The 23,907-nt window shown below is 70.2% G+C and carries 22 protein-coding genes; 13 read left to right on the forward strand and 9 right to left on the reverse strand.

Translation table 11 applies throughout. The annotated features are described in order from the left end of the window. Nucleotides 1-17 precede the first annotated feature (17 nt). Complete coding sequence (locus T333_RS25420; protein ID WP_496426130.1) at nt 18-1,487, reverse strand: flavin-containing monooxygenase; 1,470 nt, start codon at nt 1,485-1,487, stop codon at nt 18-20. Nucleotides 1,488-1,749: 262 nt separating this feature from the next. On the opposite strand from T333_RS25420, the gene T333_RS25425 reads away from it, so the two are divergent. Continuing rightward, entirely contained in the window at nt 1,750-2,289 is a 540-nt protein-coding gene (locus T333_RS25425; RefSeq protein WP_496426071.1) for a GNAT family N-acetyltransferase, read from the forward strand. A 12-nt stretch (nt 2,290-2,301) separates the two neighbouring features. Here the strand turns inward: T333_RS25425 and T333_RS25430 are convergent, their stop codons facing one another. Then, on the reverse strand, nt 2,302-3,054 hold the full coding sequence (locus T333_RS25430; protein ID WP_496426072.1) for an alpha/beta fold hydrolase: 753 nt from the start codon (nt 3,052-3,054) through the stop codon (nt 2,302-2,304). A gap of 102 nt (nt 3,055-3,156) precedes the next feature. Here T333_RS25430 and T333_RS25435 point away from each other — a divergent pair, with 102 nt between their 5' ends. From T333_RS25435 to T333_RS25445, 3 genes are all read left to right on the forward strand, one after another. Beyond that, the gene (locus tag T333_RS25435) at nt 3,157-4,041 is read left to right on the forward strand and encodes an ABC transporter ATP-binding protein (RefSeq protein WP_496426073.1); all 885 of its coding nucleotides are present in this window, start codon (nt 3,157-3,159) and stop codon (nt 4,039-4,041) included. 40 nt (nt 4,042-4,081) lie between these two features. Next, on the forward strand, nt 4,082-4,861 hold the full coding sequence (locus T333_RS25440; protein ID WP_496426074.1) for a DUF2705 family protein: 780 nt from the start codon (nt 4,082-4,084) through the stop codon (nt 4,859-4,861). 75 nt (nt 4,862-4,936) lie between these two features. Further along, nucleotides 4,937-5,425, forward strand: a complete 489-nt coding sequence (locus T333_RS25445; RefSeq protein WP_354999618.1) for a GbsR/MarR family transcriptional regulator — start codon at nt 4,937-4,939, stop codon at nt 5,423-5,425. A 9-nt stretch (nt 5,426-5,434) separates the two neighbouring features. Here the strand turns inward: T333_RS25445 and T333_RS25450 are convergent, their stop codons facing one another. Beyond that, nucleotides 5,435-6,232 (reverse strand): tyrosine-protein phosphatase, encoded by a 798-nt coding sequence (locus tag T333_RS25450; protein WP_496426075.1) that lies wholly within the window; start codon nt 6,230-6,232, stop codon nt 5,435-5,437. Between the two features lie 57 nt (nt 6,233-6,289). Beyond that, nucleotides 6,290-7,309 (reverse strand): cell division protein ZapE, encoded by a 1,020-nt coding sequence (gene zapE / locus T333_RS25455; RefSeq protein WP_496426076.1) that lies wholly within the window; start codon nt 7,307-7,309, stop codon nt 6,290-6,292. 35 nt (nt 7,310-7,344) lie between these two features. Here zapE and T333_RS25460 point away from each other — a divergent pair, with 35 nt between their 5' ends. The 4 genes from T333_RS25460 to msrB all read left to right on the forward strand — a co-directional run bounded on the left by T333_RS25460 (nt 7,345) and on the right by msrB (nt 11,601). Further along, a complete protein-coding gene (locus tag T333_RS25460) occupies nt 7,345-8,106 on the forward strand; it encodes a pyrimidine reductase family protein (RefSeq protein WP_354999615.1) in 762 nt (253 codons plus the stop codon). Between the two features lie 32 nt (nt 8,107-8,138). Further along, nucleotides 8,139-9,695, forward strand: a complete 1,557-nt coding sequence (locus T333_RS25465) for an alpha/beta hydrolase (protein ID WP_496426077.1) — start codon at nt 8,139-8,141, stop codon at nt 9,693-9,695. 95 nt (nt 9,696-9,790) lie between these two features. Then, nucleotides 9,791-11,161 carry a glycosyltransferase family 87 protein gene (locus tag T333_RS25470; RefSeq protein WP_496426078.1) on the forward strand — a complete coding sequence of 457 codons (1,371 nt, stop codon included), beginning with the start codon at nt 9,791-9,793 and terminating at the stop codon, nt 11,159-11,161. Further along, complete coding sequence (gene msrB / locus T333_RS25475; protein WP_067779651.1) at nt 11,158-11,601, forward strand: peptide-methionine (R)-S-oxide reductase MsrB; 444 nt, start codon at nt 11,158-11,160, stop codon at nt 11,599-11,601. The genes T333_RS25470 and msrB overlap by 4 nt, the downstream gene beginning before the upstream one ends. A gap of 84 nt (nt 11,602-11,685) precedes the next feature. On the opposite strand, the gene hemQ is transcribed toward msrB, so the two are convergent. The 3 genes from hemQ to hemE all read right to left on the reverse strand — a co-directional run bounded on the left by hemQ (nt 11,686) and on the right by hemE (nt 15,275). Next, nucleotides 11,686-12,381: a hydrogen peroxide-dependent heme synthase gene (hemQ, locus tag T333_RS25480; protein WP_357256430.1), complete on the reverse strand. Its 696-nt coding sequence runs from the start codon at nt 12,379-12,381 to the stop codon at nt 11,686-11,688. 284 nt (nt 12,382-12,665) lie between these two features. Beyond that, nucleotides 12,666-14,012: a protoporphyrinogen oxidase gene (locus T333_RS25485; protein ID WP_496426079.1), complete on the reverse strand. Its 1,347-nt coding sequence runs from the start codon at nt 14,010-14,012 to the stop codon at nt 12,666-12,668. A gap of 207 nt (nt 14,013-14,219) precedes the next feature. Then, nucleotides 14,220-15,275 (reverse strand): uroporphyrinogen decarboxylase, encoded by a 1,056-nt coding sequence (gene hemE, locus T333_RS25490; RefSeq protein ID WP_496426080.1) that lies wholly within the window; start codon nt 15,273-15,275, stop codon nt 14,220-14,222. A 204-nt stretch (nt 15,276-15,479) separates the two neighbouring features. Between hemE and T333_RS25495 the strand changes: the two genes are divergently transcribed. Both T333_RS25495 and T333_RS25500 read left to right on the forward strand, forming a co-directional pair. Beyond that, nucleotides 15,480-16,031, forward strand: a complete 552-nt coding sequence (locus T333_RS25495; RefSeq protein WP_496426131.1) for a DUF3000 domain-containing protein — start codon at nt 15,480-15,482, stop codon at nt 16,029-16,031. Between the two features lie 22 nt (nt 16,032-16,053). Continuing rightward, nucleotides 16,054-17,322 (forward strand): HRDC domain-containing protein, encoded by a 1,269-nt coding sequence (locus T333_RS25500; protein ID WP_496426081.1) that lies wholly within the window; start codon nt 16,054-16,056, stop codon nt 17,320-17,322. Between the two features lie 511 nt (nt 17,323-17,833). Here T333_RS25500 and dxs read toward each other — a convergent pair. After that, nucleotides 17,834-19,732, reverse strand: a complete 1,899-nt coding sequence (dxs, locus tag T333_RS25505; RefSeq protein ID WP_354999609.1) for a 1-deoxy-D-xylulose-5-phosphate synthase — start codon at nt 19,730-19,732, stop codon at nt 17,834-17,836. Between the two features lie 241 nt (nt 19,733-19,973). Between dxs and glsA the strand changes: the two genes are divergently transcribed. From glsA to T333_RS25520, 3 genes are all read left to right on the forward strand, one after another. Beyond that, nucleotides 19,974-21,839 (forward strand): glutaminase A, encoded by a 1,866-nt coding sequence (glsA, locus tag T333_RS25510; RefSeq protein ID WP_496426082.1) that lies wholly within the window; start codon nt 19,974-19,976, stop codon nt 21,837-21,839. A 61-nt stretch (nt 21,840-21,900) separates the two neighbouring features. Then, nucleotides 21,901-22,584 carry an SIMPL domain-containing protein gene (locus tag T333_RS25515; protein WP_357256428.1) on the forward strand — a complete coding sequence of 228 codons (684 nt, stop codon included), beginning with the start codon at nt 21,901-21,903 and terminating at the stop codon, nt 22,582-22,584. Between the two features lie 88 nt (nt 22,585-22,672). Beyond that, on the forward strand, nt 22,673-23,476 hold the full coding sequence (locus tag T333_RS25520; protein ID WP_357256427.1) for an enoyl-CoA hydratase: 804 nt from the start codon (nt 22,673-22,675) through the stop codon (nt 23,474-23,476). Nucleotides 23,477-23,534: 58 nt separating this feature from the next. Here the strand turns inward: T333_RS25520 and T333_RS25525 are convergent, their stop codons facing one another. Further along, nucleotides 23,535-23,900 carry a VOC family protein gene (locus T333_RS25525; RefSeq protein ID WP_496426083.1) on the reverse strand — a complete coding sequence of 122 codons (366 nt, stop codon included), beginning with the start codon at nt 23,898-23,900 and terminating at the stop codon, nt 23,535-23,537. Between the last annotated feature and the right edge of the window lie 7 nt (nt 23,901-23,907).

A 23,907-nucleotide genomic window follows, 5' to 3' on the forward strand; every position in this document is an offset into this window, starting at 1 on the left:
GTGCCGAAACTACCCCGCTAACCGATTCGGTCGCCGATCCGGACGACGGCGAACGATTCGGCGGGGTGGCGGCGCAACATTCTGCCGAACGCGCGCGCGGAGGCGGGCCACGGATTGGTCACCCGGCCGGCGCCGTGCTTGTACCAGCTCTGCTCCATCGCGGGCCAGACGGTATCGGCCATGGCCTTGGCCAACCAGAGCTGGTGGCCGCGCGCCGCCTCGGCGGTCACCTCGATCGCGGCGGCGCCGAGTTCGGCACGCCAACGCAGACAGCGCACGATGAAGTCGACCTGGCACTCCTTCATCGTGGGGTTGCTCCCCGCCGGATTGAACGTGTTCGGTCCGGCGATGAGGAAGGCGTTGGGATAACCCGGTACCGCCACACCGAGGAACGCGGACGCGCCGGTCGCCCACTGTTCGTGCAGCACCGCGCCGTCGCGGCCACGGATCGCGATCGGGACGAGGAACTCCGAGGCGCGAAAACCCGTCGCGTAGATCAAGACGTCGCAACGGCGCAGCGCTCCGTCGACAGTCTCGACGCCGTCGGCGGTCACCCGCTCGATCGCCTCGGTGACCAACTGCACGGTAGGGCAGTTGAGCAGCGTGTAGAACCGGCTGTCGAAGACGATGCGCTTGCCGCCGATGGGATAGCGGGGCGTGAGCTTGGCGCGCAGCGCGGGATCGAGTACCTGCCTGCGCAGGTGCCTGCGCGCCGCCCATTCCACCGGCCGAGCCGACCAGCCGCGCCGCATGACCGGAGCGAGCACGCGGTCGGCGCCGTGATAGAGCATCCGGCGGTAGAGCTGGTGCGCGCCGGGAACCCGCAGTGCCGCACGGGAAACCGGGCCGAACTCCGGCCGCGGTTTCGGCAGCACCCAGTGCGGTGTCCGCTGGAAGACGAACACCCGGCGCGCCGTCGACGCGAGATCCGGCAGCATCTGGGCGGCCGAGGAACCGGTGCCGATCACCGCCACGGTCCGGTCGCGCAAGTCCACACCGTGATCCCATTCGGCCGAGTGGAACGCGGGCCCGGCGAACTCCGCGCCGCCGGGCAGGTCCGGGATGTTCGGGCGGTGCAGCTGGCCGACCGCGAAGACGACCACTTCGGCCACCGAGCGGTGACCGCACGCGGTGCCGAGTCGCCAGGATCCGGTGTCGTCGAGGTAGGTCGCCTCGGTGATGGCGACACCGAGCCGGAGATGCCGTGCCAAGTCGTGTTCGTCGGCCACTCTACGCAGATACGCCAGGATCTCCGGCTGACCGGGATAACGCACGCGCCGGTCGCGGTAGGGCGCGCACGACAGGGAGTACAGGTGCGAGGGCACATCGCACGAGCAGCCCGGATAGGTGTTCTCGCGCCACACGCCGCCGACCTCGTGCCCCTTGTCGAAGATCAGGAAGTCCTCGATTCCGGCGCGCTTCAGCGCGACTCCCATCGCGATGCCGCCGAATCCGGCTCCGATCACCGCGACCGCGCAGTCCAGCATTCCGCTCAATCCTCCTCACTGTCGGATAGACCCATAGACAACATCTAGCTACCTTGAATCTTCGTCTCGCGAGTGACGAAGGATTGCCGCGAATCCCGCTCGGCCTCACAGTAGGTCACGAAAAGGACTCAGGACACGGGCTGGAACGAACTACCGCGGCAGGATCTCCGAAGATCGGAGAGCACACATAGAGCTAATATTTGTCCGAAGGCCGAATGGATCGTCGTGCGCCGTTCCCCGCGGAACGTGCTCTACTGGACGCATGAGCAACATCCCAGTCACCGTCGACCGGGCCGGATTGTGGGACGCCGAAGCCCTCAGTGACGTTGCGGCCACGACCTTTCCGCTGGCCTGCCCGCCCGACGCGACCGCCGACGACATCGAGATCTACCTGACCGAGGTGCTGTCCGGCGAACGATTCGGCGAATACCTGACCGATCCCGCGCGTACGGTGCTGAAGGCGGTGGCGGGTGGGGAGATCGTCGGCTACGCGATGCTGCACGCGGGCGAGCCCGCGGACCCCGAGGTGGCGCGGGCCGTCGACCTGCGGCCGGTGATCGAGATCAGCAAGATGTACGTCCTGCCCGGTCACCACGGCACGGGGGTGTCGACGGCGCTCATGCGCGCCGCACTGGAGCGGGCCCGCGAGGAGGGCTACGCGGGCGTGTGGCTCGGCGTCAACCAGGAGAACCCTCGCGCCCAGCGCTTCTACGCCAAGCACGGTTTCCAGACGGTCGGCACCAAGACCTTCCCCGTCGGCAACCAGCTCCACCACGACTACGTGATGCGCTTGGTCTTCTGACGGCGACGAAACTCAGCGCACGAAATCGACCAGGGCGTCCTTGAAGCCGGGATTCATCACAGCAAGCATGTGATCGCCGGGAACGACAACGCAGCGACCGTCCGGCAACGCCGCGGCGAGGCGCTCGGGTTCGGCGGCCAAAGGATCCTCGGCGCCCGCGAGAACCAGCGCGGGAACGGTGATGTCGTCGAGCCTTCCGACCGGACGGTCGTCGAGACCGGTGACCACGGCGCGGATGGCGTCCCGATCGGCGCGGACCGCGTCGGCGAGGACGCGGAACTGGTGGGCCGCCCGTGGCGCGCCCGCGCCGTCGCCGTTCATCGCCAGTCGAATCTCCTCGGGTTCCACCACCCGCCGGTCGACACCGCCGCAGTCGAGCACGCCCGAACCGATCCCGCCCACAGCTAGTTTCGCGACCCGCTCGTCGGACGCGGCGACCATCAGCGAGATCACTCCGCCCATCGAATAGCCCACCTGCGCGACGTCCGCCAGGTCGAGCTCGTCGTAGAGCGCGCGCACGTCCCGCGCCATCGCCGACCACGAGTACCGCGCCGCGTCGTGCGGCTTCTCCGAGCGCCCGTGCCCGCGCGCGTCCAGCGAGACGACCCGGTGTCCAGCGGCTTGCAGCGCGGCCACCACGCCCATGCTCATCCAGTTGGCGTTGGTATCGGCGACAAATCCGTGCTGCAGCACCACCGTGCGACCTTCGCCGTCCCACACGCGGTAGTTCAGCTCCAGCCCGTCCCAGGTCTCGAACTTCGACATGTTCGGATCGTAGGCAGCGCCCGGCCGATGGTTGACAAGTTCTGTGTGTTCAGCCTTTACTGAACACATCGGTTATCGCCGAACAATTACCGAAGGAGCACCATGTCCGTCGCGATCCTGGCCGAAGGCCTCACCAAGCGCTACGGCAAGCACGTCGCACTCACCAACCTGGACCTGGAGGTCGCCCAGGGCGAGGTCTTCGGCTTCCTCGGACCCAACGGCGCGGGCAAGTCCACCACCATCCGGATCCTGCTCGACCTGATCCGCCCGACCGCGGGCCGCGTCGAGGTGCTCGGCATGGATCCCCGCGTCGGCGGCGCCGAACTGCGCGCGCACATCGGCTACCTGCCCGGCGAGCTGGAGATCGAGGGCCGCAACACCGCGAGCGAGCTCCTCGGTTTCCTCGCCGACCAGCGCGGCACCGTGGAACCCGGCCGCATCGCCGAGTTGGCCGACCTGCTCGACCTCGACCTGTCCAGGAAGGTCGGCGCGATGTCCAAGGGCAACAAGCAGAAGGTCGGCATCATCGCGGCGTTCATGCACCGCCCCCAGCTGCTGATCCTGGACGAACCCACCTCCGGCCTGGATCCACTTCTGCAGCAACGCTTTCTGACCCTGGTCAGCGAGGCCAAGGCGAACGGTCAGACGGTCTTCATGTCCTCGCACATCCTCAGCGAGGTGCAGCAGACCGCCGACCGCGCCGTGATCATGCGGGCTGGCAGGCTGCTCGGCACCGAGAACGTCGAGGATCTGCGCCGCCGCTCCCCGCGCTCGGTGCAACTGGTCTTCGACGAGGACGTGTTCGCCGACGATTTCGCGAATCTGCCCGGTATCCGCGATCTCTCGGTGGCCGACCGGACGGTGCGCTGCACCACCGAGGGCGAGGTCGACGAGTTGTTCAAGACGGCGGCCAAATACCGAATGGTCAGCGTGCTCTCCACCGAACCGGACCTGGAGCAGATCTTCTTCAGCCTCTACGGCCGCTGAACCCACCGACGAAAAATCTCACGCACAGGAGAACTCGAACATGACACGCTCGGTCTTCACCCAGACGCTGAAGGAACAGCGGCGCGGCCTGATCGGCTGGTCGATCGGCCTGTCCATCGTCCCGATGATGTATCTGCCGTCCTACCAGTCGCTCCGGGACCAGGGCACGCTCGATATCGGGCAGAACGCGATGTACGACGCCATGGGTCTCAGCGATTTCGCCAGCGCCACCGGCTATCTCAACTCCACGGTGTTCTCGCTCATGGGTCTGCTGCTCATGCTGATCTTCACGGTCACCTTCGCCACCCGGTCGGTGACGCAGGAGGAGAACGGCATGCTCGATCTGCTGCTCGCCCAGCCGATCGGCCGGAAAAGCCTGCTGGCGCAACGGTTCGCGGCGCTCACGGCGCAGACCGCGGTGGTCGCCACGGTGCTGACGCTGAGCGTCCTCGCGGGCGCGAACAGCGGTGGCTTGGACATCGCCACCGGGCACATCGTGGCCGCGAGCGCGGGGCTCGGCCTGCTGAGCCTGCTGATCGGGGCCATCACCCTGCTGCTCGGCGCGGCGACCGGAAAGCGCCCTCTGACAATGGGTTTCGCGGCGCTCGTGACGGTCGCGGGCTATCTGGCGAACAACCTCGGCGGGATGTTCGACGGGGGTGAGTGGCTGCGCCGGCTCTCACCGTTCTACTACGCCAACGGTGACTCGCCGCTGGTCAACGGCGCCAACCCCGTCCACCTGGCGGTGCTCGTCGCGCTGGCTGCGGTGGCCGTCGCGGTCGCGCTGGCCGCGTTCGAGCGCCGCGACCTCGCGGTGTGACCGCGGCGCACGGGGCGGGCCGACACGGCCTGCCCCGTTTTCCCGTTTCTCCGGAACGAAAGGGATACTCGACCGATGACCAGCACCGAACACGACCGACCCGCGCCAACGCCCGAACAGTTGGCGTTCGTCGAGGATTTCGCGCTCGTGCTCGAACGCATGGGTCTGGTCCGGATGACCGGTCGCGCGGCGGGCTGGCTGCTGGTGTGCGATCCGCCCGAGCAGACCTTCGCCCAGATCGCCGACGCGCTACAGGCGTCCAAAGGCTCGATCTCCAACTCGCTCAAGCAGTTGACCACCATGCGCTGGGTCGACAAGAGCTCCAAACCCGGGGACCGCAAGGACTACTACTCCATCCGGCCCGGCATCATGCCGGAGCTGATCCGTTCGCAGGCCGGCCAGTACACCGACCTGACCGCGATGACCGCGCGCGGACTCGCGCTGTTCGAGGACCCGCAGAGCGAACAGGCCGCGCGCGTCCTCGACATTCACGAGTTCTTCGTCTGGCTGAGCAAGGAGATGCCCGCCCTGGTCGACCGGTGGTACGCCGAGCACCGGTCCTGAACCGAACGCTCAGGCCAGCATTTTGGCCCGCAGCGCCGCGATGTCGGCGTCGGTGAGGCCGAGACCGTCGCGCGCGTACGCGTCGAAGCCGCCGTAGGACTGGTTCACCTGATCGAAAGCGGCGTCCAGCCACTCGGATCGCACGCCGTTGAGCGGATCGTTCGGCCCCGCGTCGCGGTACTGGTTGGACAACAGGTAGTCCTCGGTGGCGGTGGCGCGATCGACGCCGAGCAGCGTCAGCAGCACCGCCGTGGCCCAGCCGGTGCGGTCCTTGCCCGCGGTGCAGTGGTAGAGCACGGCGCCGTCGCCGGTCTCGATGACGTCGCGCAGCACCGACGCGAAGGCCGCGTTGGCGCCCGGTGCGGTGACGAAGGCGCGGTACAGGTCGCCGCCGCCGGTGAGCGCGGTGACCAGAACCTGCGGCGGCGCCTGGCCGATGACATCGTTCCAGCGCTCGCCGGACCCCGCCGGGACGCGGTCGGGCGCGATCGCCCGCTCGTGGCCGGTGCGCAGATCCGCGACGACGCGAACTCGGCGCTCACCGAGCGCGGCCATATCGGCGGGCGTCGCGTTGTTGAGCTGCCCGGTGCGATAGACCAGACCGGTGCGCACGAGGCGGCCGTCGACGGTGCGGTAACCGCCCACGTCCCTGGCGTTCTGGACACCTTGCAGGCCGAGCGAACGGTCCACCACGGTGTCCGCGGCGACCACCGGGTCGGCCACGGCGACACCGGCCACCGGGCCGAACGCGATGGCAAGACCGGTCGCGGCGGCGAGCCAGACGCGCAGTGCGCGAACCGAAGTCACGTCGACGGGTTCCCTTCCTCGCGCCCGCCGAGTCGGCGGGCAGTTCGTACGGGCCGCTCAGGCCGCGGCGGCCTCGAAACGGGACAGCGCCAGCAGACGCGAGATGGCGCGCAGGTACTTCTTGCGGTACCCGCCGTCCAGCATCTCCTGGGAGAAGATCTCGTCCAGTTTCGCGCCCGAGATGGTGACGGGGACGCTGGCGTCGTACAGGCGGTCGGCGAGCACCACGATGCGCAGCGCGACGGCCTGGTCGGTCACGGGGTGTACCCCGGAGATGAACACCGCCGAGAGCCCGGAGATCAGCGCGCCGTACTTGGACGGGTGCAGCGTGCTCAGGTGCTTCAGCAGGGCGTCGAAGTCGTCGAGCGTAGAACCCGGTGTGGCCGAGGCGCGTTCGGCGAGCACGTCGGGCGAGGTCGGCTCCGGCGCGGGCGGCAGGTCGCGGTGCCGGTAGTCCGGTCCGTCGACTCGCACGGCCTCGAAGATCGCGCCCAGCTTCTTGATCTCGCGCATGAAATCCTGCGCGGCGAAACGTCCTTCGCCCAGTTGGCCGGGCAGGGTGTTGGAGGTGGCGGCGATGGACACGCCGCGGGCGGACAGCTCGGTCAGCAGGCGCGACACGAGCATGGTGTCGCCCGGATCGTCGAGCTCGAATTCGTCGATGCACAGGACGCTGTTGGCCGCGAGCCGCTCGACGGCGTTGTTGAAGCCGAGCGCGCCGACGAGGTTGGTCAGCTCGCCGAACGTGCCGAACGATTTCGGCGCGGGCGCGCTGTGGAAGATCGAGGCGAGCAGGTGCGTCTTGCCGACGCCGAAGCCGCCGTCGAGGTACAGGCCCGCGCCGCTGACCTGCTTCTTCTTGCCGAACAGGCTCTTCTTGCCCGCGGTCTTGTGGATCTTGGCCACCTGCCCGGCGAAGTCCTCGGCCTTGCGCACGGCGGCGGCTTGGCTGGGCTCCTTGGGGTCCGGGATGTAGGAGGCGAAACTGACCTCGTCGAACATGGGCGGAGGCACCATTTGGGCGACGAGCTGGTCCGCCGGAACCTCCGGATGGCGATCGACAAGGCGTTCTTGCATGGACGAAGCCTAAAGACGTGGTGTGATCTGACTTCATGCAGCGTATCCACAATGCGATCCAGCTCACAGAGCTGAGCCGCGAAGACCTCGCCATGCTCTACGCCTATCCCTTCGACCTCCAGGCCCCCTGGGTCCGCGCGAATTTCGTCGCCAGCATCGACGGCGCCGCGACCAGCGAGGACGCGACCGCGGGACTCGGCACCCCGGCCGACAAGACGGTGTTCATGCTCCTCCGCGAACTCGCCGACGTGGTCGTGGTCGGTGCGGGAACGGTCCGCGCGGAGAACTACGGCGGCGCGCGCACCAGCGCGACCCGCCGCAGGGAGCTCTACGACCGCGGGCTCGGCGGACATCCGGACGGCGCGCCGCCGCCGATCGCGGTGGTCACCGCCAGCGCCGCCCTGGAACCGGGCTGCCGCCTGTTCACCGACACCGCGGTGCCGCCGCTGATCATCACCACCAGCATCGCGCCCGCCGACCGCAAGCTCGCGCTCGCCGAAGCAGGCGGCGTGGTGATCGAGGCGGGCGGCGTCGCGGTGACCCCGAAGGGTCTGCTCGCGGCGCTCGCCGAGCGCGGGCTCACCCGGGTGCTGTGCGAGGGCGGGCCGCACCTGTTCGGCGAACTGCTGGAAGCGGACGCGATCGACGAGCTGTGCCTGACCACCGCGCCGGTGCTGGTCGGCGGCACCGCTCGGCGAATCTCGCTGTCCGCGCACGAGTTCCGGATGCCGATGGAGCGCAGGCACATCGTGCTCGACACCGACGGCACGATGCTGACCCGATGGGCCCGTCGGTGAAACACGCGTCCGAACCTGGCAGGCTGTAGCGCATGCGCTGGACTCGAGCCGCCGTGCTGGCCTCGGCACTGTCGATGATGATCGCCGGATGCGGCGCGGGCCCGTCCGATCGTCCCGTCGTCGCCGTCGAGCATCCGGCCGTCGGCGGCGGAGAGACCTCGGCGTCGACCCCGCCCCCGCCGCCCAACGCCGAGGTGCCCAAGACCGACCTGAGCTGGCGCGAGTGCACCGCGCCGACCCTCGATCTGCTCGGCCTCGGCCCCGCGCCCGCCGGTCTGGTGCTGGACTGCGCGGAGTACTCCACGCCGATCGATGCCGCGGGCAGCGTGCTCGGCAGCTTCCGCACCGGCGCGATGCGGGCCCGGCTCCCCCAGACCCCGACCGACGTCGCACCGCTGGTCCTGACCTCGGGCACGGACCGCTCGTCCACCGCGACGCTCGCCGGTCTCGCTGTCGGTCCGGCGAGCGCAGTGCTCAGCGCGCGCCCGATCGTCGCGGTGGACCGGCGCGGCCTCGGCACCTCCCAGCCGATCGACTGCCTGCCACCCGACATCCGGCGCGGCCTCGCCGACAACGCCCAGTTCGGACCCGACGCGGCCGATCCGGTGCAGGCGGTGGCCGGGCTGAGCCGGGAGGCCACCATCTCCTGCCGCGATTTCCTGCAGCCCTACGAAGGCACCTTCGACGCGCCGCACGCGGCCGACGACATCGAACAGCTGCGCAGGCAGTGGCAGGTCGAGCACATCGACCTGCTCGGCACCGGCAACGGCGCGCGCGTCGCGCTCAGCTACGCGCGCAAGTTCGGCGATCACCTGGCCCGTTTGGCGCTCGACTCCCCCGAGGCCGTCGGCGCCGACGCTGTCACCGCCGAGGAGCAGCGCCTGCAAGGCGCGGAAGCGGCGCTCACCGCGTTCGCCCAGCGCTGCACCGGGCTGGGCTGCTCGCTCGGGCCCGACCCGCGCGCGGCGATCACCGACCTGGTCCGCAGGGCGGGCGAGGGCGGTCTCGGCGACATCTCCGCCAACGCGCTGCTCACCGCGATCAGCGGCTTCCTCGGATCGCCGCGCGCCGATCAGTCCAACCGGATCACCGAACTGGCCGACGCGCTCTCGGCGGCCGGGCGTGGCGACCGGGCCGCGCTCGGCAACCTGGTGCTGCGCGAATCGGCGGCAACCGCGAGCGACGGCCAGTTCGTCAACCGCTGCACCGACATTCAGCAACCGCCGACCCCCAGCAAGGCGTCCGAGCTGACGGCCGCGTGGGGTCAGAAGTATCCGGTGTTCGGCCGGAGCGCGGCGATCGCGCTGATGGCCTGCTCGGCGTGGCCGGTCGCGGGCGCGCCGCCGCTGCCGGAGAAATTCACCCTTCCGGTGCTGGTGTTCGGCGGCATCGCCGACCCGGTGGTGGGCAACGGCGGTCAGGCCTCGGTGACGGGCGCGCTTGGCGCCGCGGGCGCGCGGCACGCGTCGACGACCTGGCAGGGCTGGGGGCACCCGGTGTTCACCCACTCGGGCTGCGCGCAGCGAATGCTGCTGGACTACCTGAAGGAGGCGCGACTGCCGCAGGACGGCAGCGCCTGTCCGGCCTGAACGCCCCGGTCATAGCCTGATTGCATGGCGTGTCTCGCCGCGCCGAGACATATCCCGGCAACCTGAGCGCCGCCCATCCGGTGTACCGTGCCCCAGTGTTACTTCGACAGCTCGAGCCTCGCACCGCTCGCACCACCGCCGAGGTGATCAAGTTCGCACTCTGGCCTCTCGCGGTCATGACGGTGCTGAATAGGGTATTCATCAAGGCTGTCAACGGGTTCATCACCGACGACTACAAGCCGGTCTACAACGCCTCGCTGGCCTTCCTCAACGGTCGCCCGGTCTACACCGCCAACTTCGACACGGTGGACCCGCACTACCTGTATCCGCCGGGCGGCACGCTGCTCATCGCGCCCCTCGCGCTGATCGATCCCGAGAAATCGCGCTGGTGCTTCATCCTGCTGAACGCCGCCGCCATTCTGCTCGCCTGGTATCTGCTGCTGCGACTGTTCAAGTACACGCTGAAGTCGGTGGCCGCGCCCGCGCTGCTGCTGGCCATGTTCATGTCCGAGACGGTCATCAATACGCTGGTCTTCACCAATGTGAACGGCTGCATCCTGCTGGCCGAGCTGCTCTTCCTGCACCTGTTGCTGGCTCGGCGCGATTTGTGGGCGGGCGCGATACTCGGATTGAGCATCACCGTGAAACCCGTGTTGGCGCCGCTGGTCTTGATCCCGGCGGCACGCGGACAGTGGAAGGTCTTCATCACCGCCATCGGCGTGCCCGTCGCACTCACCGCGATCGCCTGGCCGCTGCTGAAGGACCCCGAGCAGTTCTTCACCAGGACCCTCCCCTACCTCATGGAGACCAGGGACTACTTCAACAGCGCGATCGCGGGCAACGCCGCCTACTACGGCCTGCCGGACGCGCTGGCCTGGGGCATCCGCCTCACGATGGCCGGACTGGTGGCGATCTCGCTGTGGATTCTGTACCGCTGGTACCGCGACGACGAGCTGTTCTTCGTAACCACGTCTTCGGGTGTGCTGCTCACCGCCATGTTCCTGCTGCCCGGTCTCGGCCAGATGTACTACTCGATGATGCTGTTCCCGTTCCTGATGTCGGTGGTGCTGCGCAACTCGGTGCTGCGCAACTGGCCCGCCTGGCTGGCGATCTTCGGGTTCATGTCCTACGACAAGTGGCTGTCGGACCGCTGGCAGAGTTTCGGACGCAACCTCGAGTACCTGCGCATCACGTTCGGCTGGAGCCTGCTGCTCATCGTGGTGTTCTGCGTGCTCGGCGATCGCTATCTGGCCGCCCGCCGGGAAGGCCGTCTGCCGTTCGGCATCGATCCGGTGTGGATGCGGACCGCGCCCGACAGTCGTGACGGCGCCGAGGCGGACGTGGCGTCCGACGACGCGGGCGACTCCGTCGCGGCGCCCGCCGACCGGACGCAGGCCCAGGCTTCGTCCAGCTCACCCAACGGATCGGAGCCTGCCGAGGAGAAACGTATTAGCGTGGAGCAATGAGTTCCGACGCCGAAACGTCCCTGCCCGCGCCACGGCTCCAGCTGACGCCGCAGCAGTGGCGCGCCAAGCTGGACCCCGAGGAGTACGCGGTGCTACGCGAGGCCGCGACCGAACGTCCGTTCACCGGTGAGTACACCGACACCAAGACCGAGGGCGTATACAGCTGTCGCGCCTGCGACGCCGAATTGTTCCGCAGCACCGAGAAATTCGAGTCGCACTGCGGATGGCCGTCGTTCTTCGATCCGGCGAAATCCGACGCGGTGATCCTGCGTTCGGACAATTCGCTGGGCATGCACCGGGTCGAAGTGCTGTGCGCGAACTGCCACAGCCACCTCGGCCACGTGTTCGAGGGCGAAGGCTATCCGACGCCCACCGACCAGCGCTATTGCATCAACTCCATCGCTCTGCGGCTGCACCCCTCGGACAGCGCAGCCGGGTAGCCGACCGAACGCTCAGCGCAGAATACGGGTTCGCCGACGCGCCGTGCATGCCCCGAAATCTCGGGGCACGCACTGCGGCGTCTGTCAGGGCAGCGCCGCGATGAGCTTGTCGACCTCCACGCGCGGGCCGGTGAAGAACGGCACCTCTTCGCGGACGTGCAGGCGCGCCTCGGTGGCCCGCAGATCGCGCATGAGATCCACGATCCGATGCAGTTCCGGCGCCTCGAAGGCGAGGATCCACTCGTAGTCGCCGAGCGCGAACGAACTCACGGTGTTGGCGCGCACGTCCGGGTAGCCGCGGGCGGCCTTGCCGTGGTCGGCCAGCATCTTGCGACGCTCCTCGTCGGGCAGCAGGTACCACTCGTAGGAGCGCACGAACGGGTACACGCAGATGTAGTTGCCCGGGTCCTCACCGGCCAGGAACGCCGGGATGTGGCTCTTGTTGAACTCGGCGGGGCGGTGCAGCGCCACATTGCTCCACACCGGGTCGCTGGCCCGGCCGAGCTCGGTGGTCCTGCGGAAGTCCGCGTAGGCCGACTGCAGGTCCTCCACCCGCTCGGCGTGCGTCCAGATCATGAAGTCGGCGTCGGCACGCATGCCCGCCACGTCGTAGATGCCGCGCACCACCACGTCGCGCTCGGCGAGCCCGTCGAAGAACGCGCGCGCCTCCTTGACGGCTGCCTCGCGATCCTCGCCAAGCACGCCCGGCTGCACCTGGAACACCGAGAACATCAGGTAGCGAATGGTGGAGTTGAGAGCTTGATAGTCGAGTCGCGCCATGGTTCCTATCGTGCCACTGCGGCCACCGCACCCCGGTGCTCGGGGCGGGCCTGTCGGTGCAGCGCATCGGGGTGCCCGCGCGGCAGAGCGGAATCCCGGAACGATTCCGCCGTCGGTGCCCGGGTTGGACCCCGCAGTTTCGCGATTGCGCACGACATCGGGACGACGCGCCACCGTCGGTGACGCAGCGCTCGGCGGGCCGAGTCGCGCCGTCGGGTGGCGCAGCACCGAACGGGAGTCGGATCGGTGTCGGCCCGTCGGCGCCGTCGCGGCGAGGGAAATGATCAGGCGAGCGATTCGGCGATGCGGCGTGCGGCGTTCTCACCGGAGGCGACGCAGGCTGGGACGCCGACTCCGTGCAGGTAGGCCCCCGCCAGTGCGAGGCCGTCGAGATCGGCTGTGGTGGACTCGATTTCGGCGATGCGGTCGACGTGGCCGACGGCGTACTGGGCCAGACCGCCGGGCCAGCGTTGCACGATCGCTTCCTCCGGATCGATCACGGCCCCGGTGACGGTAGCGAGGTCTTCGGTGGCGGCGGCGATCAGGTCGGCGTCCGACCAGGACAGCGGTGCGTCGTCGCCGAACTTGCCGAAGGAGGCGCGCACCAGCGCGGTCTTGCGCTCGGCCAGGTGCGGCCACTTGCGGCTGGACAGCGTGAAGGCCTTGGCGCGCAGGGGTTCTCCGGTCGCCACCAGAATGCCGGAGTTGTCGGGCAGCGCGGTGTCCCTCGGCAGCGACAGCGCGACGACGACCGAGGACGACAGCTCGATCCCGGCGGCCGCGTCCGCCGCCCCCGGCGCGACGTAGCGCAGCAGCTTGGCGGTGACCGGCGCCGGGGTGGCGAGCACCACGGCGTCCACGCGACCGAGCGGATCGAGTACCCAGCCGCCGGTGGCGCGGGCGAGGCGGGTGGCCGGTGTCGCGGTGACGAACCGGGCGGCCGCGGCCTCCGCCAGCGCGTCCAGCAGCACCCGATACCCGTCGCGGATGCCGCCGAACACCGGCTCGTTCGACGGTGGGGGCAGCGCGGCGGCCACCGCGTGGGTCAGGCTCGGCGCGCCCGCGTCCAGCGCGGCGGCCAGGCCGGGCAGGGCGGCGCGGACACCGATGGAGCGGGAGCTGCCCGCGTACACCCCGCCGAGCAGCGGGTCGACGCTGCGCTCGGCGACCTGCTTGCCGAACCGGTCGGCGACCAGGCTGTACACGTCCAGGTCGGCGTCCGGGTACCAGGTCAGTGCGCGCTCGGGTTCGGCGGCGACCCGCGCCAGCGTGTCGGCGTCGACCAGGCCGCGCAGGGACTCGGCGTCGGAAGGAATGCCCATGAGGGTGCGCGGCGGCAGCGGGTGCGCCGTACCACCGGCCCAGACCAGGGGACGCCGCCCGGCGGGTGTCACCAGCTGGTCGGTCAACCCGAGTTCGCCGAGCAACGCGGGTACTTCCGGCCTGCGTCCGACGAACGCCTCCGCCCCCAGATCCAGTGGCTCCCCGCCCATTTCACCGGTGTGCAGGATGCCGCCGAGTCGTTCTGCGCGATCCAGCACCACGATGTCGGCGTCCGCGCCGAGCCGCGTGCGCAGCCGGTACGCCGCAACGAGACCACTGATCCCACCGCCGACAATCGCGATCCTCATGTCTGCGACGGTATCCCGTTCGCCGATCTTTTCCGCCGCCGCCCCGCTGTCCGATTCGTCACTCCCGGCCCGACCACAGCCCAGCGCAAGCGGTCCGACGCCCCGCGCGCACGAACGCCGCTGCACCCGCACGGCCGCTCGGCGCCGCGCCAACAGACCCGCTCGCCGCCGTGACCTCGGCGCGACGGCGCGACCGAAGCGGCGGTTCTAGAGCTCGTGGACGAGCTCGACCAGGGCGGTGAGGACGCCGGGGTCGGTATCCGGCAGGACGCCGTGCCCGAGGTTGAAGATGTGGCCCGTCGCGCCCATCGTGATCGCCTGATCGGCCTCGCGGGCGATGCGCCTGGCCTCGGCTTCGACGGCCTCGGGCCCGGCGAAGAGGATGGCCGGATCCAGGTTGCCCTGCAAGGCTTTTCCGGCGCCGACGCGGCGGACCGCCTCGGTCAGCGGGACCCGCCAGTCGACGCCGACCACGTCAGCGCCCGCCTCGCCCATCGCGCCCAGCAGCTCGCCGGTACCGACGCCGAAGTGGATGCGCGGCACGCCCGCGTCGGCGATCTCGGCGAACACCCGCTCGGAGTGCGGCAGCACGAAGGTCCGGTAGTCCGCCAGCGAGAGCGCGCCCGCCCAGGAGTCGAACAGCTGCACCGCGTCCACGCCCGCGGCCAGCTGCGCCTGCAGGAAGACGATGGTGATGTCGGTGAGCGCGCCGAGCAGTTCGTGCCAGGTCTTGGGGTCGGCGTGCATCATCGCCTTGGTGCGCTCGTGGTGCTTGCTCGGCCCGCCTTCGACGAGGTACGAGGCCAGGGTGAACGGCGCGCCCGCGAAACCGATCAGCGGGGTCTGGCCCAGCGCGTCGGTGAGCAGGCGCACGCCCTCGGTGACCGCGTGCACCTCCTCGGGCCGCAGCCGGGGCAGCGCGCGCACGTCGTCGTGGGTGCGCACCGGCGATGCGACGACGGGGCCGACGCCGGGCACGATGTCGAGGTCGATGCCGGCCGCCTTGAGCGGAACGACGATGTCGGAGAACAAGATCGCCGCGTCGACGCCGTGCCTGCGGATCGGCTGCATGGTGATCTCGCACACCAGCTCCGGGTCGAAGCAGGACTCCAACATGCCGATGCCCGCGCGCAGTTCGCGGTACTCGGGCAGCGATCGTCCGGCCTGGCGCATGAACCACACCGGGCGCCGACTCGGGGTGGCGCCGGTGGCGGCGGCCAGGAACGGGGCGTCGGTCAACCGGCGGCGAGTGTAGGTGCTCATCACCGCTATCGTATGCGCGCCCGGCGGGCGGCCACGGACCGGCCGAACCGGGCCGTGACGGGGCGTCAGCGGCGCGCCTCCGCCCGCGCCGGGGGCACAAGGTCTACCGTCGCTTTTGTGACACCGCTCGACTTCCGCGACGGCGCCGCACCGACCGAAGGCCCCCAAGGCGAACCTGCTCCATTTCGCGCCGCGGTCGAGGCGATGGGCACCGCAACCGTGCATCCTCGGATCGAGCTCGCGCCCATCCGGCCGCCGCAACGCCTCGCGCCGTTCTCCTACGCCATCGGCGCCGAAGTCAAACATCCCGAGACCCCCGTGGTTCCGGTCGATTCCGAGGGTGACGCGTTCGGCAGGCTGATCCTGTTGCACGACCCGGACGGTGACGACGCCTGGCACGGGGTGTTCCGTCTGGTGGCCTACATCCAGGCCGATATCGACGCCGCGCTGGCCACCGACCCGCTGCTGCCCGAGGTGGCCTGGAGCTGGCTGGTCGACGCGCTCGAGTCGCGTTCCGAGCCGTTCACCGCGCTCGGCGGCACCGTCACCTCGACGAGTTCGGTGCGCTACGGCGACATCGCGGGCCCGCCGCGCGCCCACCAACTGGAGCTGCGCGCCTCGTGGACCGCGCTGACCACAGAGATGCGTCCGCACGTCGAAGCGTTCTGCGAAGTGCTCGCCTATTCGGCGGGTCTACCGCCCGCGGGGATCACCCATCTGCGCCCGCAGTCGTATACCAGCAACGACCACAACTGACCACAACGTAAAGTTCAGGTCTATGCCGGTAGGAGACCAGCCCGAAGACGGGCGCGCGGGAGACAGCACAGCGGAACCTCTGCTCGCCCCCGTCGATGGAGTGCCGCCGGTCCTTGCCACCGCGGACGAGGTCGCCGCGGCGGCCGCGAAGCTTGCGACGGGCACCGGTCCGCTCGCGGTCGACGCCGAACGCGCCTCGGGCTTCCGCTACTCCGCGCGCGCCTACCTGATCCAGCTGCGCCGCGCGGGCGCGGGCACCTTCCTGATCGACCCGATCCCGGTGACGGACGCGCTCACACCGCTGGCCGAGGCGATCAACGACCTGGAGTGGGTGCTGCACTCGGCCGATCAGGATCTGCCGGGGCTCGCGGAACTGGGGCTGCGCCCCGCGCGACTGTTCGACACCGAGCTCGGCGGCAGGCTGGCCGGATACGAGCGGGTCGGATTGGCCGCGATGGTCGAGAAGCTGCTGGGACGGGCGCTGCGCAAGGGCCACGGCGCCGCCGACTGGTCGACCCGCCCGCTGCCCGCCGAATGGCTCAACTACGCCGCGCTGGACGTGGAACTGCTGCTGGAGCTGCGCGCCAAGGTCGCCGCCGACCTGGAGGTGCAGGGCAAGACCGATTGGGCGGCACAGGAATTCGAGCACATCCGCACCACCGAACCGCCCGCGCCGAAGGCCGACCGTTGGCGGCGCACCTCCGGCATCCACACCCTGCGCCGCGCGCGTCAGCTCGCGGTCGTGCGCGAGCTGTGGACGACGCGGGACGCGCTGGCCCGCGCCCGTGACGTCGCGCCCGCCCGTATCCTGCCGGACTCTGCCATCGTCTCCGCCGCGACCGGCGACCCGCGTACCATCGCCCAGCTGCGCGCCCTCCCGGTATTCGGCGGCCCGCGCCAGCGCCGGTATTCGCGGGAATGGCTCGGCGCCATCGATCGCGCCCGCGGACTGCCGGACAGCGAGCTGCCCCCGCTGACCCAGCCGTTCGACGGTCCGCCCCCGCCGAACCGCTGGGAGCGCCGCGACCCGATCGCCGCGGCCCGCCTGGCCCGCGCCCGCGCCGCGATGGGCGAGCTCTCGCTCGAGCACGCCATCCCGGTCGAGAACCTGCTCTCCCCCGACCTGGTCCGCAGACTGTGCTGGGACGGACTGCCGGAATACGATCGCGGCGACACCGCCGAACTCGCGGCCGCGGTCGACGGTTTCCTCAAGTCCGGCGGGGCCCGTCCTTGGCAACGTGAACTCGCCGTCCCCCGTCTCACCACCGCTCTGGCGCCGACACCCGCCTGACGGCGCGTGGTCGCGGCCCACCCCGGCAGCGCGAGCCGATCGCCCTCGGCTCACCACCGCACACCAGCCACCACGCCCGCCTGACCGCGCGTGGTCGCGGCCCACCCTGACAGCGCGAGCCGATCGCCCTCGGCTCACCACCGCACACCAGCCACCACGCCCATCTGACCCTGCGTGATCACGGCCCATCCTGACAGCGCGCCACCGCCGCTCTGGCTCACCGTCGCACTCATACCTGCGGCTGCCCGACCTCGCGGGGTCGAACGTCCCACTCGACGGCCTTCTGCCTCGGTAGCGTCGAACTCGCCCTCCCCCGGCTCACCGTCTTGCTCACGCCTGCCGCAATGACGTCGCGGCCGACGGGCCGCGGACTGTCCCACGCTCCCGCGATGATCAGGATCCGAAAGCGACGCCCTCTCGGGCGGCGAGGGCGGCCGAGCGAGGATTTCGGGCCGACAACACAGCGCGCCCCGCGCTCGGGATCCGAGGCGGGGCGCGCGAGATCGCGGGATCAGCTGGCGTCGAGCCAGCCGGTGATGCGCCGGGCGATGTCGATCGGGGTCAGGCCGAGTTCCTCGTGGACCTGGTTGCGCGAGGCGTGGTCCAGGAACTGCTGCGGGACGCCGAGGTCGCGAGTGGGGACGTCCAGACCGGAGGAGCGCAGGCGGGCCGAGACGGTGGAGCCGATGCCGCCGTGCAGGCCGCCGTCCTCGAGGGTGACCACCAGGCGGTAGTTCTCCGCGAGCTTCACCACGGTGTCGGAGACCGGCAGCACCCAGCGCGGATCGATCACGGTGACCGAGACACCCTCCGGCGCAAGCAGATCCGCGACCCGCAGCGCCGTCTCGGCGAACGAGCCGACCGCGACGACCAGCACGTCGCCGCGCTGCGCCTGCGCCGAGCCGCCCTCGGCGTCCGGCAGCCGCAGCACGTCCACGCCGTCGAGACGTTCGACCGCCGGGATGTCCTCGGTCACACTGCCCTTCGGGAAGCGCAGCGCGGTGGGCCCGTCGTCGACGGCCAGCGCCTCGCCCAGTTCCTCGCGGAGGGTGGCGGCGTCGCGCGGGGCGGCGACGCGGATGCCGGGGATGATGCCGAGCACCGACAGGTCCCACATGCCGTTGTGGCTGGCGCCGTCGGAACCGGTGATACCCGCGCGGTCCAGCACCACGGTGACGGGCTGCTTCAGCAGCGCCACGTCCATCAGCAGCTGATCGAAGGCCCGGTTGAGGAAGGTCGAGTAGATCGCGACCACGGGGTGCAGACCGCCGAGCGCGAGACCGGCCGCCGACGCCATGGCGTGCTGTTCGGCGATGCCGACGTCGAACATGCGGTCCGGGAACCGCTCGCCGAACGCGGCCAGACCGGTCGGGCCGGGCATCGCGGCGGTGATGGCGACGATGTCGTCGCGCTGTTCGGCGTGCGCGATCAGTTCCTCGGAGAAGACCGAGGTCCAGCCGACCGCCTTCGGACCGCCGACCGGACGACCGGTCAGCGGGTCGATGGGGTCGCAGGCGTGCATCTGGTCGGCGACGTGATTCTCGGCGGGCGCGTAGCCGCGCCCCTTCTGGGTGACCGCGTGCACCACCACCGGACCGCCGAAGTCCTTGGCGCGGCGCAGCGCCGCCTCCATGGCGGCGACGTCGTGGCCGTCCACCGGGCCGACGTACTTGAGCCCGAGATCGCTGAACAGCTCCTGCGGGCTCACCGCGTCCTTGATGCCCGCCTTCACCGCGTGCACCATCGAATAGGCCGATTCGCCCACCCGCGGAATGCTCTTGAGAATCCGCTTGCCCGCGTCCAGGGCCACCTCGTAGGCGGGCTGGGTGCGCAGCGCGGTGAGCCGCTCGGCGAGGCCGCCGATGGTCGGGGCGTACGAGCGGCCGTTGTCGTTGACGACGATCACCACCGAGCGGTCCGGCGCGGCGGCGATGTTGTTCAGCGCCTCCCAGCACATACCGCCGGTGAGCGCGCCGTCGCCGACGATCGCGACGACGTGCCTGCCCTGTCCGGTGAGCTGGAACGCCTTGGCCAGACCGTCGGCGTAGGACAGCGCCGCGGAGGCGTGCGAGGACTCCACCCAGTCGTGCGCGCTCTCCGCGCGGCTCGGGTAGCCCGACAGCCCGCCCTGCTTGCGCAGACCGTCGAACTGGTCCTTGCGGCCGGTGAGGATCTTGTGCACGTAGGCCTGGTGGCCGGTGTCGAAGATCAACGGGTCGGCGGGCGAATCGAAGACTCGATGCAGCGCGATGGTCAGTTCCACCACGCCGAGGTTCGGTCCCAGGTGACCGCCGGTGGCGGCGACCTTCTGCACCAGGAACTCGCGGATCTCCTCCGCCAGCTCCTTCAGCTCGGCCACGTTCAGCCGGCGCAAGTCTTCGGGCGTGTCGACCCGGGAAAGCACTCCCACCTGAACTCGCTCCCTCCGGATAGCGCTTCTGATCCGATCAGTCTACGGAGCGGTGACAGTGCCACTTTCCGACAACTGCCTGTCACCAGCCGACTTCGTCGCGACATGTGAGACTGGACACGCGCGAGCCGGACGAAACCGTCCGGCCGTGCGCTCTACGGTACCTGTCGCCCGCGCGGGGCCGGACGGAGTAGGCCCAAAGTTCGCGCACACCCGCGGCGAACGGCCATACAGTGGTCGGGTGGCCGAGCCCGAGCGAGTGGTTCCGCGAACGACCGATTCCGGTGTGGTGGCACGCATCGTCGCCGACGTGTACGCCGAGTGCCTGGCCGACCGGTCCGGCGAGCCGGCCGACTACATTCCCGAACTCGCGGCGGTGCAAGCGGATTCGTTCGGCCTGTGCGTGGCCACCGCCGACGGACGGGTGTACGGCGCCGGTGACGTGCACGTCCCCTTCACGATCCAGTCGATCTCCAAGCCGTTCAGCTACGCGCTGGCGCTCGCCGATCGCGGGCCCGCCGCGGTGGCCGAGCGAATCGACGTGGAGCCCTCCGGCGAAGCGTTCAACGAGATCAGCCTGGACCCGGTGACCGCGCGTCCGCGCAATCCGATGATCAACGCGGGCGCCATCACCGCTTCCGCACTGATCGACGGTCGCGACGCCGCCGAGAGGTTCGAGCGGGTGCGCCGCTGCTACTCCCGTTTCGCCGGGCGCGAGCTGCGCGTGAACGAGGCCGTCTACGCCTCCGAGGCACGCACCGGTTACCGCAACCGCGCCATCGGCTACCTGCTGCGCTCCTTCGGCGTCATCGACTCCGATCCGGACGAGGCGGTGGACCGCTACTTTCGGCAGTGCTCGATCGACGTCACTTGCCACGATCTCGCCGTGATGGCCGCGACACTGGCCAACAACGGCGTCAATCCGCTCACCAGGGAGCGGGCGCTGTCGAGCACGCTGACCGAACAGGTGCTGAGCGTGATGACGACCTGCGGCATGTACGACGCGGCGGGCGAGTGGGTGAGCACCGTCGGCATGCCCGCCAAGAGCGGGGTCGGCGGTGGCATCCTGGCGGTGCTGCCCGGGCAGATCGGGATCGCCGTCTACTCCCCGCGCCTGGACCGGCACGGCAACAGCGTGCGCGGTGTCGCGGCCTGCCGGGAACTGTCGCGACGGCTGGAACTGCACTTCCTGCACGTCACCCGGTCGGCGCGCACGACGATCCGCGCCGACTACACGGTGGTGGAGGTGCCCTCCCGGATGCGGCGCAGCACCGAGGAGATCGCGGTGCTCGACGAGCACGGACACCGAGCCAGGGTCTACGAACTGCACGGCGATCTGCTGTTCGCGGGGGCCGAGGGCGCGGTGCGCGCGATCGAGAAGCGGGCCGAAGACCTGGACGCGCTGGTGATCGACCTGCGCCGGGTGGGTGAGGTCAGCGTGATCGCGGTGACCATGCTCGACGAGCTGCGACGCGAACTCGCCGCGACCGGGTGCCTGGTCGCGCTGGTGGACCCGGACGCCAAGCTGGGGCGTCTGGTGTCGAGCCTGGACCCCGCCGACCCGCGCGGCCGGGTCTTCATCGACCGCGACACCGCCACGGAGTGGTGCGAGGACATCGTGCTCGCCCGCCACCGTCCCGCCGACGAACCGGCGTGCACGTCGATCACGGTCGAGGAGCATCCCGCGCTCGCGGCGCTCGACCGCGAGGCGCGGGCGCGGCTGGCGGAGGATTTCGAGATGCGCACCGTCGCGCGTGGCGAGGTGATCGCCCACCGCGGCAGCAGCCGTTCCGGGCTGTATCTGATCTTGGAGGGCCGGGTCCGGCTCAGCTTCGAAGGCGCAGACGGACGCGCCCACCGGCTGGTCACCCTCTCGGCGGGGATGTCGTTCGGGGAGATCCCGATGCTGGTCGGCACGCCGTTCGTGAACGAGGCGCGGGCCGAGACAGCCGTCCGCGTCGCGGTGCTGAGCCCCGCCCGCTTCGACATGCTCGCCGAACGCGCGCCGGAGCTGAAGCTGGCGCTGCTGGAACGGCTGGCGGCGGGCGCGTACGCCCAGATGGACGCCGCCGTGCGGGCGATCGCGGTACGCGGCGGGGACTATTGAGCCGATTCATCCGTTGAGCCAGCGACGAGGACCGATACCGCCGAGCGAGGAGCGCAGCGACGTGAGTAAGAAGAAGTCCGACACCGGCACGGTCACCACCTTCGGGCAGGGCAGCGTGCGCGCGACCCCGGATCTGATGCGCGTCACCATTTCCCTCGAGACGAGGGCGAGCAAGGTCGCGCTGGCCTACGGGCAGGCGGGCGAGCGGGTCGCGGCGGTCAGCGCGGCGCTGCGCGCAAACGGCGTCGCCGACTCCGACATCGCCACGAGTGGGCTGTCGGTGCGCACCGAGACGGTGTGGACCGAGGGGCAGGGCAACCGCATCACGGGTTATCTCGCGACCGCCGACCTGACGGTGGCGCTGCGCGACATCGACGCCGAAGCGGGGGCCGAGACCGGGCCCGCGACGATCATCGCCGACGCGGTGGAGGCGGGCGGCGACGACGTCCGGCTCGGCGGGCTCACCCTCACCTTCGCCGATCAGGCGGGTTTGCTCGCGCGGGCCCGCGACGCGGCGTGGGACAACGCGCTGGCCAAGGCCGAACAGTACGCCGCGCGGGCGGGCCGGGCGCTGGGCTCGGTGCTGGAGATCACCGAGAACGCCGCGTCCGCACCGCCTTTCGCGCCGCGGATGCGCGCCATGTCGGCGCCGGTGGGTGAGGTCGCGTTCGCCGCGGCGGTGCCGGTCGAGCTCGGCGAATCGGAGGTGTCGGCGAGCGTGCGCGCCACCTGGGAATTGGACTGAGGGAGCCGCGGATTCGCCGCGATCGGCGCGCGGGCGACCCTATAGTGAAGGCGCGCGGCGGACCGGGCGCCGCGGGTCAGGAGCCGCCATGTCCTTCGTGCTCGTCGACCGGCCGCGGCCGCATATCGCGCTGGTGACGCTGAACCGGCCGGACCGGATGAACGCCATGGCCTTCGATGTGATGATCCCGCTGCGCGAGGCGCTCGAGCAGGTGAGCGCCGACAACGACGTCCGCGTGGTGGTGCTGACCGGTGCAGGACAAGGCTTCTGTTCGGGCGCCGACCTCCAAGGCGCCGGGCGGGTGCCGAACACGGCGGGGCTCACTCCCACTACGGTCGCGCGTCGCTCGATGGACCTGCTCAACGACGTGATGATCACGCTGCGCCGGATGCACCAGCCGGTGATCGCCGCGGTCAACGGCGCGGCCATCGGCGGCGGGTTCTGCCTCGCGGTCGGCGCCGACATCCGCGTCGCCGGCGAGGACGCGTATTTCCGCGCCGCGGGCATCAACAACGGCCTCACCTCGACCGAGCTCGGCATGAGCTTCCTGCTGCCGCGCGCCATCGGCTCCGCGCGCGCCTTCGAGATCATGCTCTCCGGACGCGACGTCGACGCCGTCGAGGCCGAGCGGATCGGTCTGGTCTCGCGGACCGTGCCCACCGCGAAACTCCTCGACACCTGCTACGACCTCGCCGAACGCATCATCGGCTTCAGCCGGGTCGGCACCGAGCTCACCAAGCGGATGCTGTGGAGCGGACTGGAGGCGAGCAGCTTCGAGTCACATATGCAGCAGGAGGGCCTCGCCCAGCTCTACGTCCGCCTCACCACCGACAACTTCGACGAGGCCATCCGCGCCCGCCGCGACCGCCGTCCACCCCATTACGAACACTGACCGGACGGAGCTCTGGCTCGGCCATGTCCGCCGCGACCCGAGGGAACGAATCCGGTGTTCAGTCCGCCAGGAACTCGAGCCGATTGCCGACGCCGTCCTCGGTGAAGAAGCGGCGGCGCCCCGGGATTTCGGCGGGATCGGCCCAGCGCACCGGATGACCCGCGCTCGCGACCGCCTCGGCCGTCGCGTCGATGTCGACGACGAATGCGGGATGTGCCTTGGCGGCCGGGCGGAAGTCGGCCTCTACGCCCACGTGCAGCTCGCCGTCGGGTCCACCGTGGCCGGGCACCCGGAACCAGCAGCCGCCGCGCGCCGCCAGCAGCGGCGGTTTCGGCAGCTCTGGCCAGCCGAGCACATCGGTGTAGAACGCGCGCTGCGCGTCCTCGGATCCCGGCGGACAGCTCACCTGCACGTGATGGATCACGACGCCC

The sequence above is a fragment of the Nocardia sp. CNS-044 genome (assembly GCF_059570515.1).

Coding starts and splice junctions, on each gene's coding strand:
- T333_RS25420 (WP_496426130.1), bottom strand. CDS start 1,487: ATGCTGGACTGCGCGGTCGCGGTGATCGGAGCCGGATTCGGCGGCATC.
- T333_RS25425 (WP_496426071.1), top strand. CDS start 1,750: ATGAGCAACATCCCAGTCACCGTCGACCGGGCCGGATTGTGGGACGCC.
- T333_RS25430 (WP_496426072.1), bottom strand. CDS start 3,054: ATGTCGAAGTTCGAGACCTGGGACGGGCTGGAGCTGAACTACCGCGTG.
- T333_RS25435 (WP_496426073.1), top strand. CDS start 3,157: ATGTCCGTCGCGATCCTGGCCGAAGGCCTCACCAAGCGCTACGGCAAG.
- T333_RS25440 (WP_496426074.1), top strand. CDS start 4,082: ATGACACGCTCGGTCTTCACCCAGACGCTGAAGGAACAGCGGCGCGGC.
- T333_RS25445 (WP_354999618.1), top strand. CDS start 4,937: ATGACCAGCACCGAACACGACCGACCCGCGCCAACGCCCGAACAGTTG.
- zapE (WP_496426076.1), bottom strand. CDS start 7,309: ATGCAAGAACGCCTTGTCGATCGCCATCCGGAGGTTCCGGCGGACCAG.
- T333_RS25460 (WP_354999615.1), top strand. CDS start 7,345: ATGCAGCGTATCCACAATGCGATCCAGCTCACAGAGCTGAGCCGCGAA.
- T333_RS25465 (WP_496426077.1), top strand. CDS start 8,139: ATGCGCTGGACTCGAGCCGCCGTGCTGGCCTCGGCACTGTCGATGATG.
- msrB (WP_067779651.1), top strand. CDS start 11,158: ATGAGTTCCGACGCCGAAACGTCCCTGCCCGCGCCACGGCTCCAGCTG.
- hemQ (WP_357256430.1), bottom strand. CDS start 12,381: ATGGCGCGACTCGACTATCAAGCTCTCAACTCCACCATTCGCTACCTG.
- T333_RS25485 (WP_496426079.1), bottom strand. CDS start 14,012: ATGAGGATCGCGATTGTCGGCGGTGGGATCAGTGGTCTCGTTGCGGCG.
- hemE (WP_496426080.1), bottom strand. CDS start 15,275: ATGAGCACCTACACTCGCCGCCGGTTGACCGACGCCCCGTTCCTGGCC.
- T333_RS25495 (WP_496426131.1), top strand. CDS start 15,480: ATGGGCACCGCAACCGTGCATCCTCGGATCGAGCTCGCGCCCATCCGG.
- T333_RS25500 (WP_496426081.1), top strand. CDS start 16,054: ATGCCGGTAGGAGACCAGCCCGAAGACGGGCGCGCGGGAGACAGCACA.
- T333_RS25520 (WP_357256427.1), top strand. CDS start 22,673: ATGTCCTTCGTGCTCGTCGACCGGCCGCGGCCGCATATCGCGCTGGTG.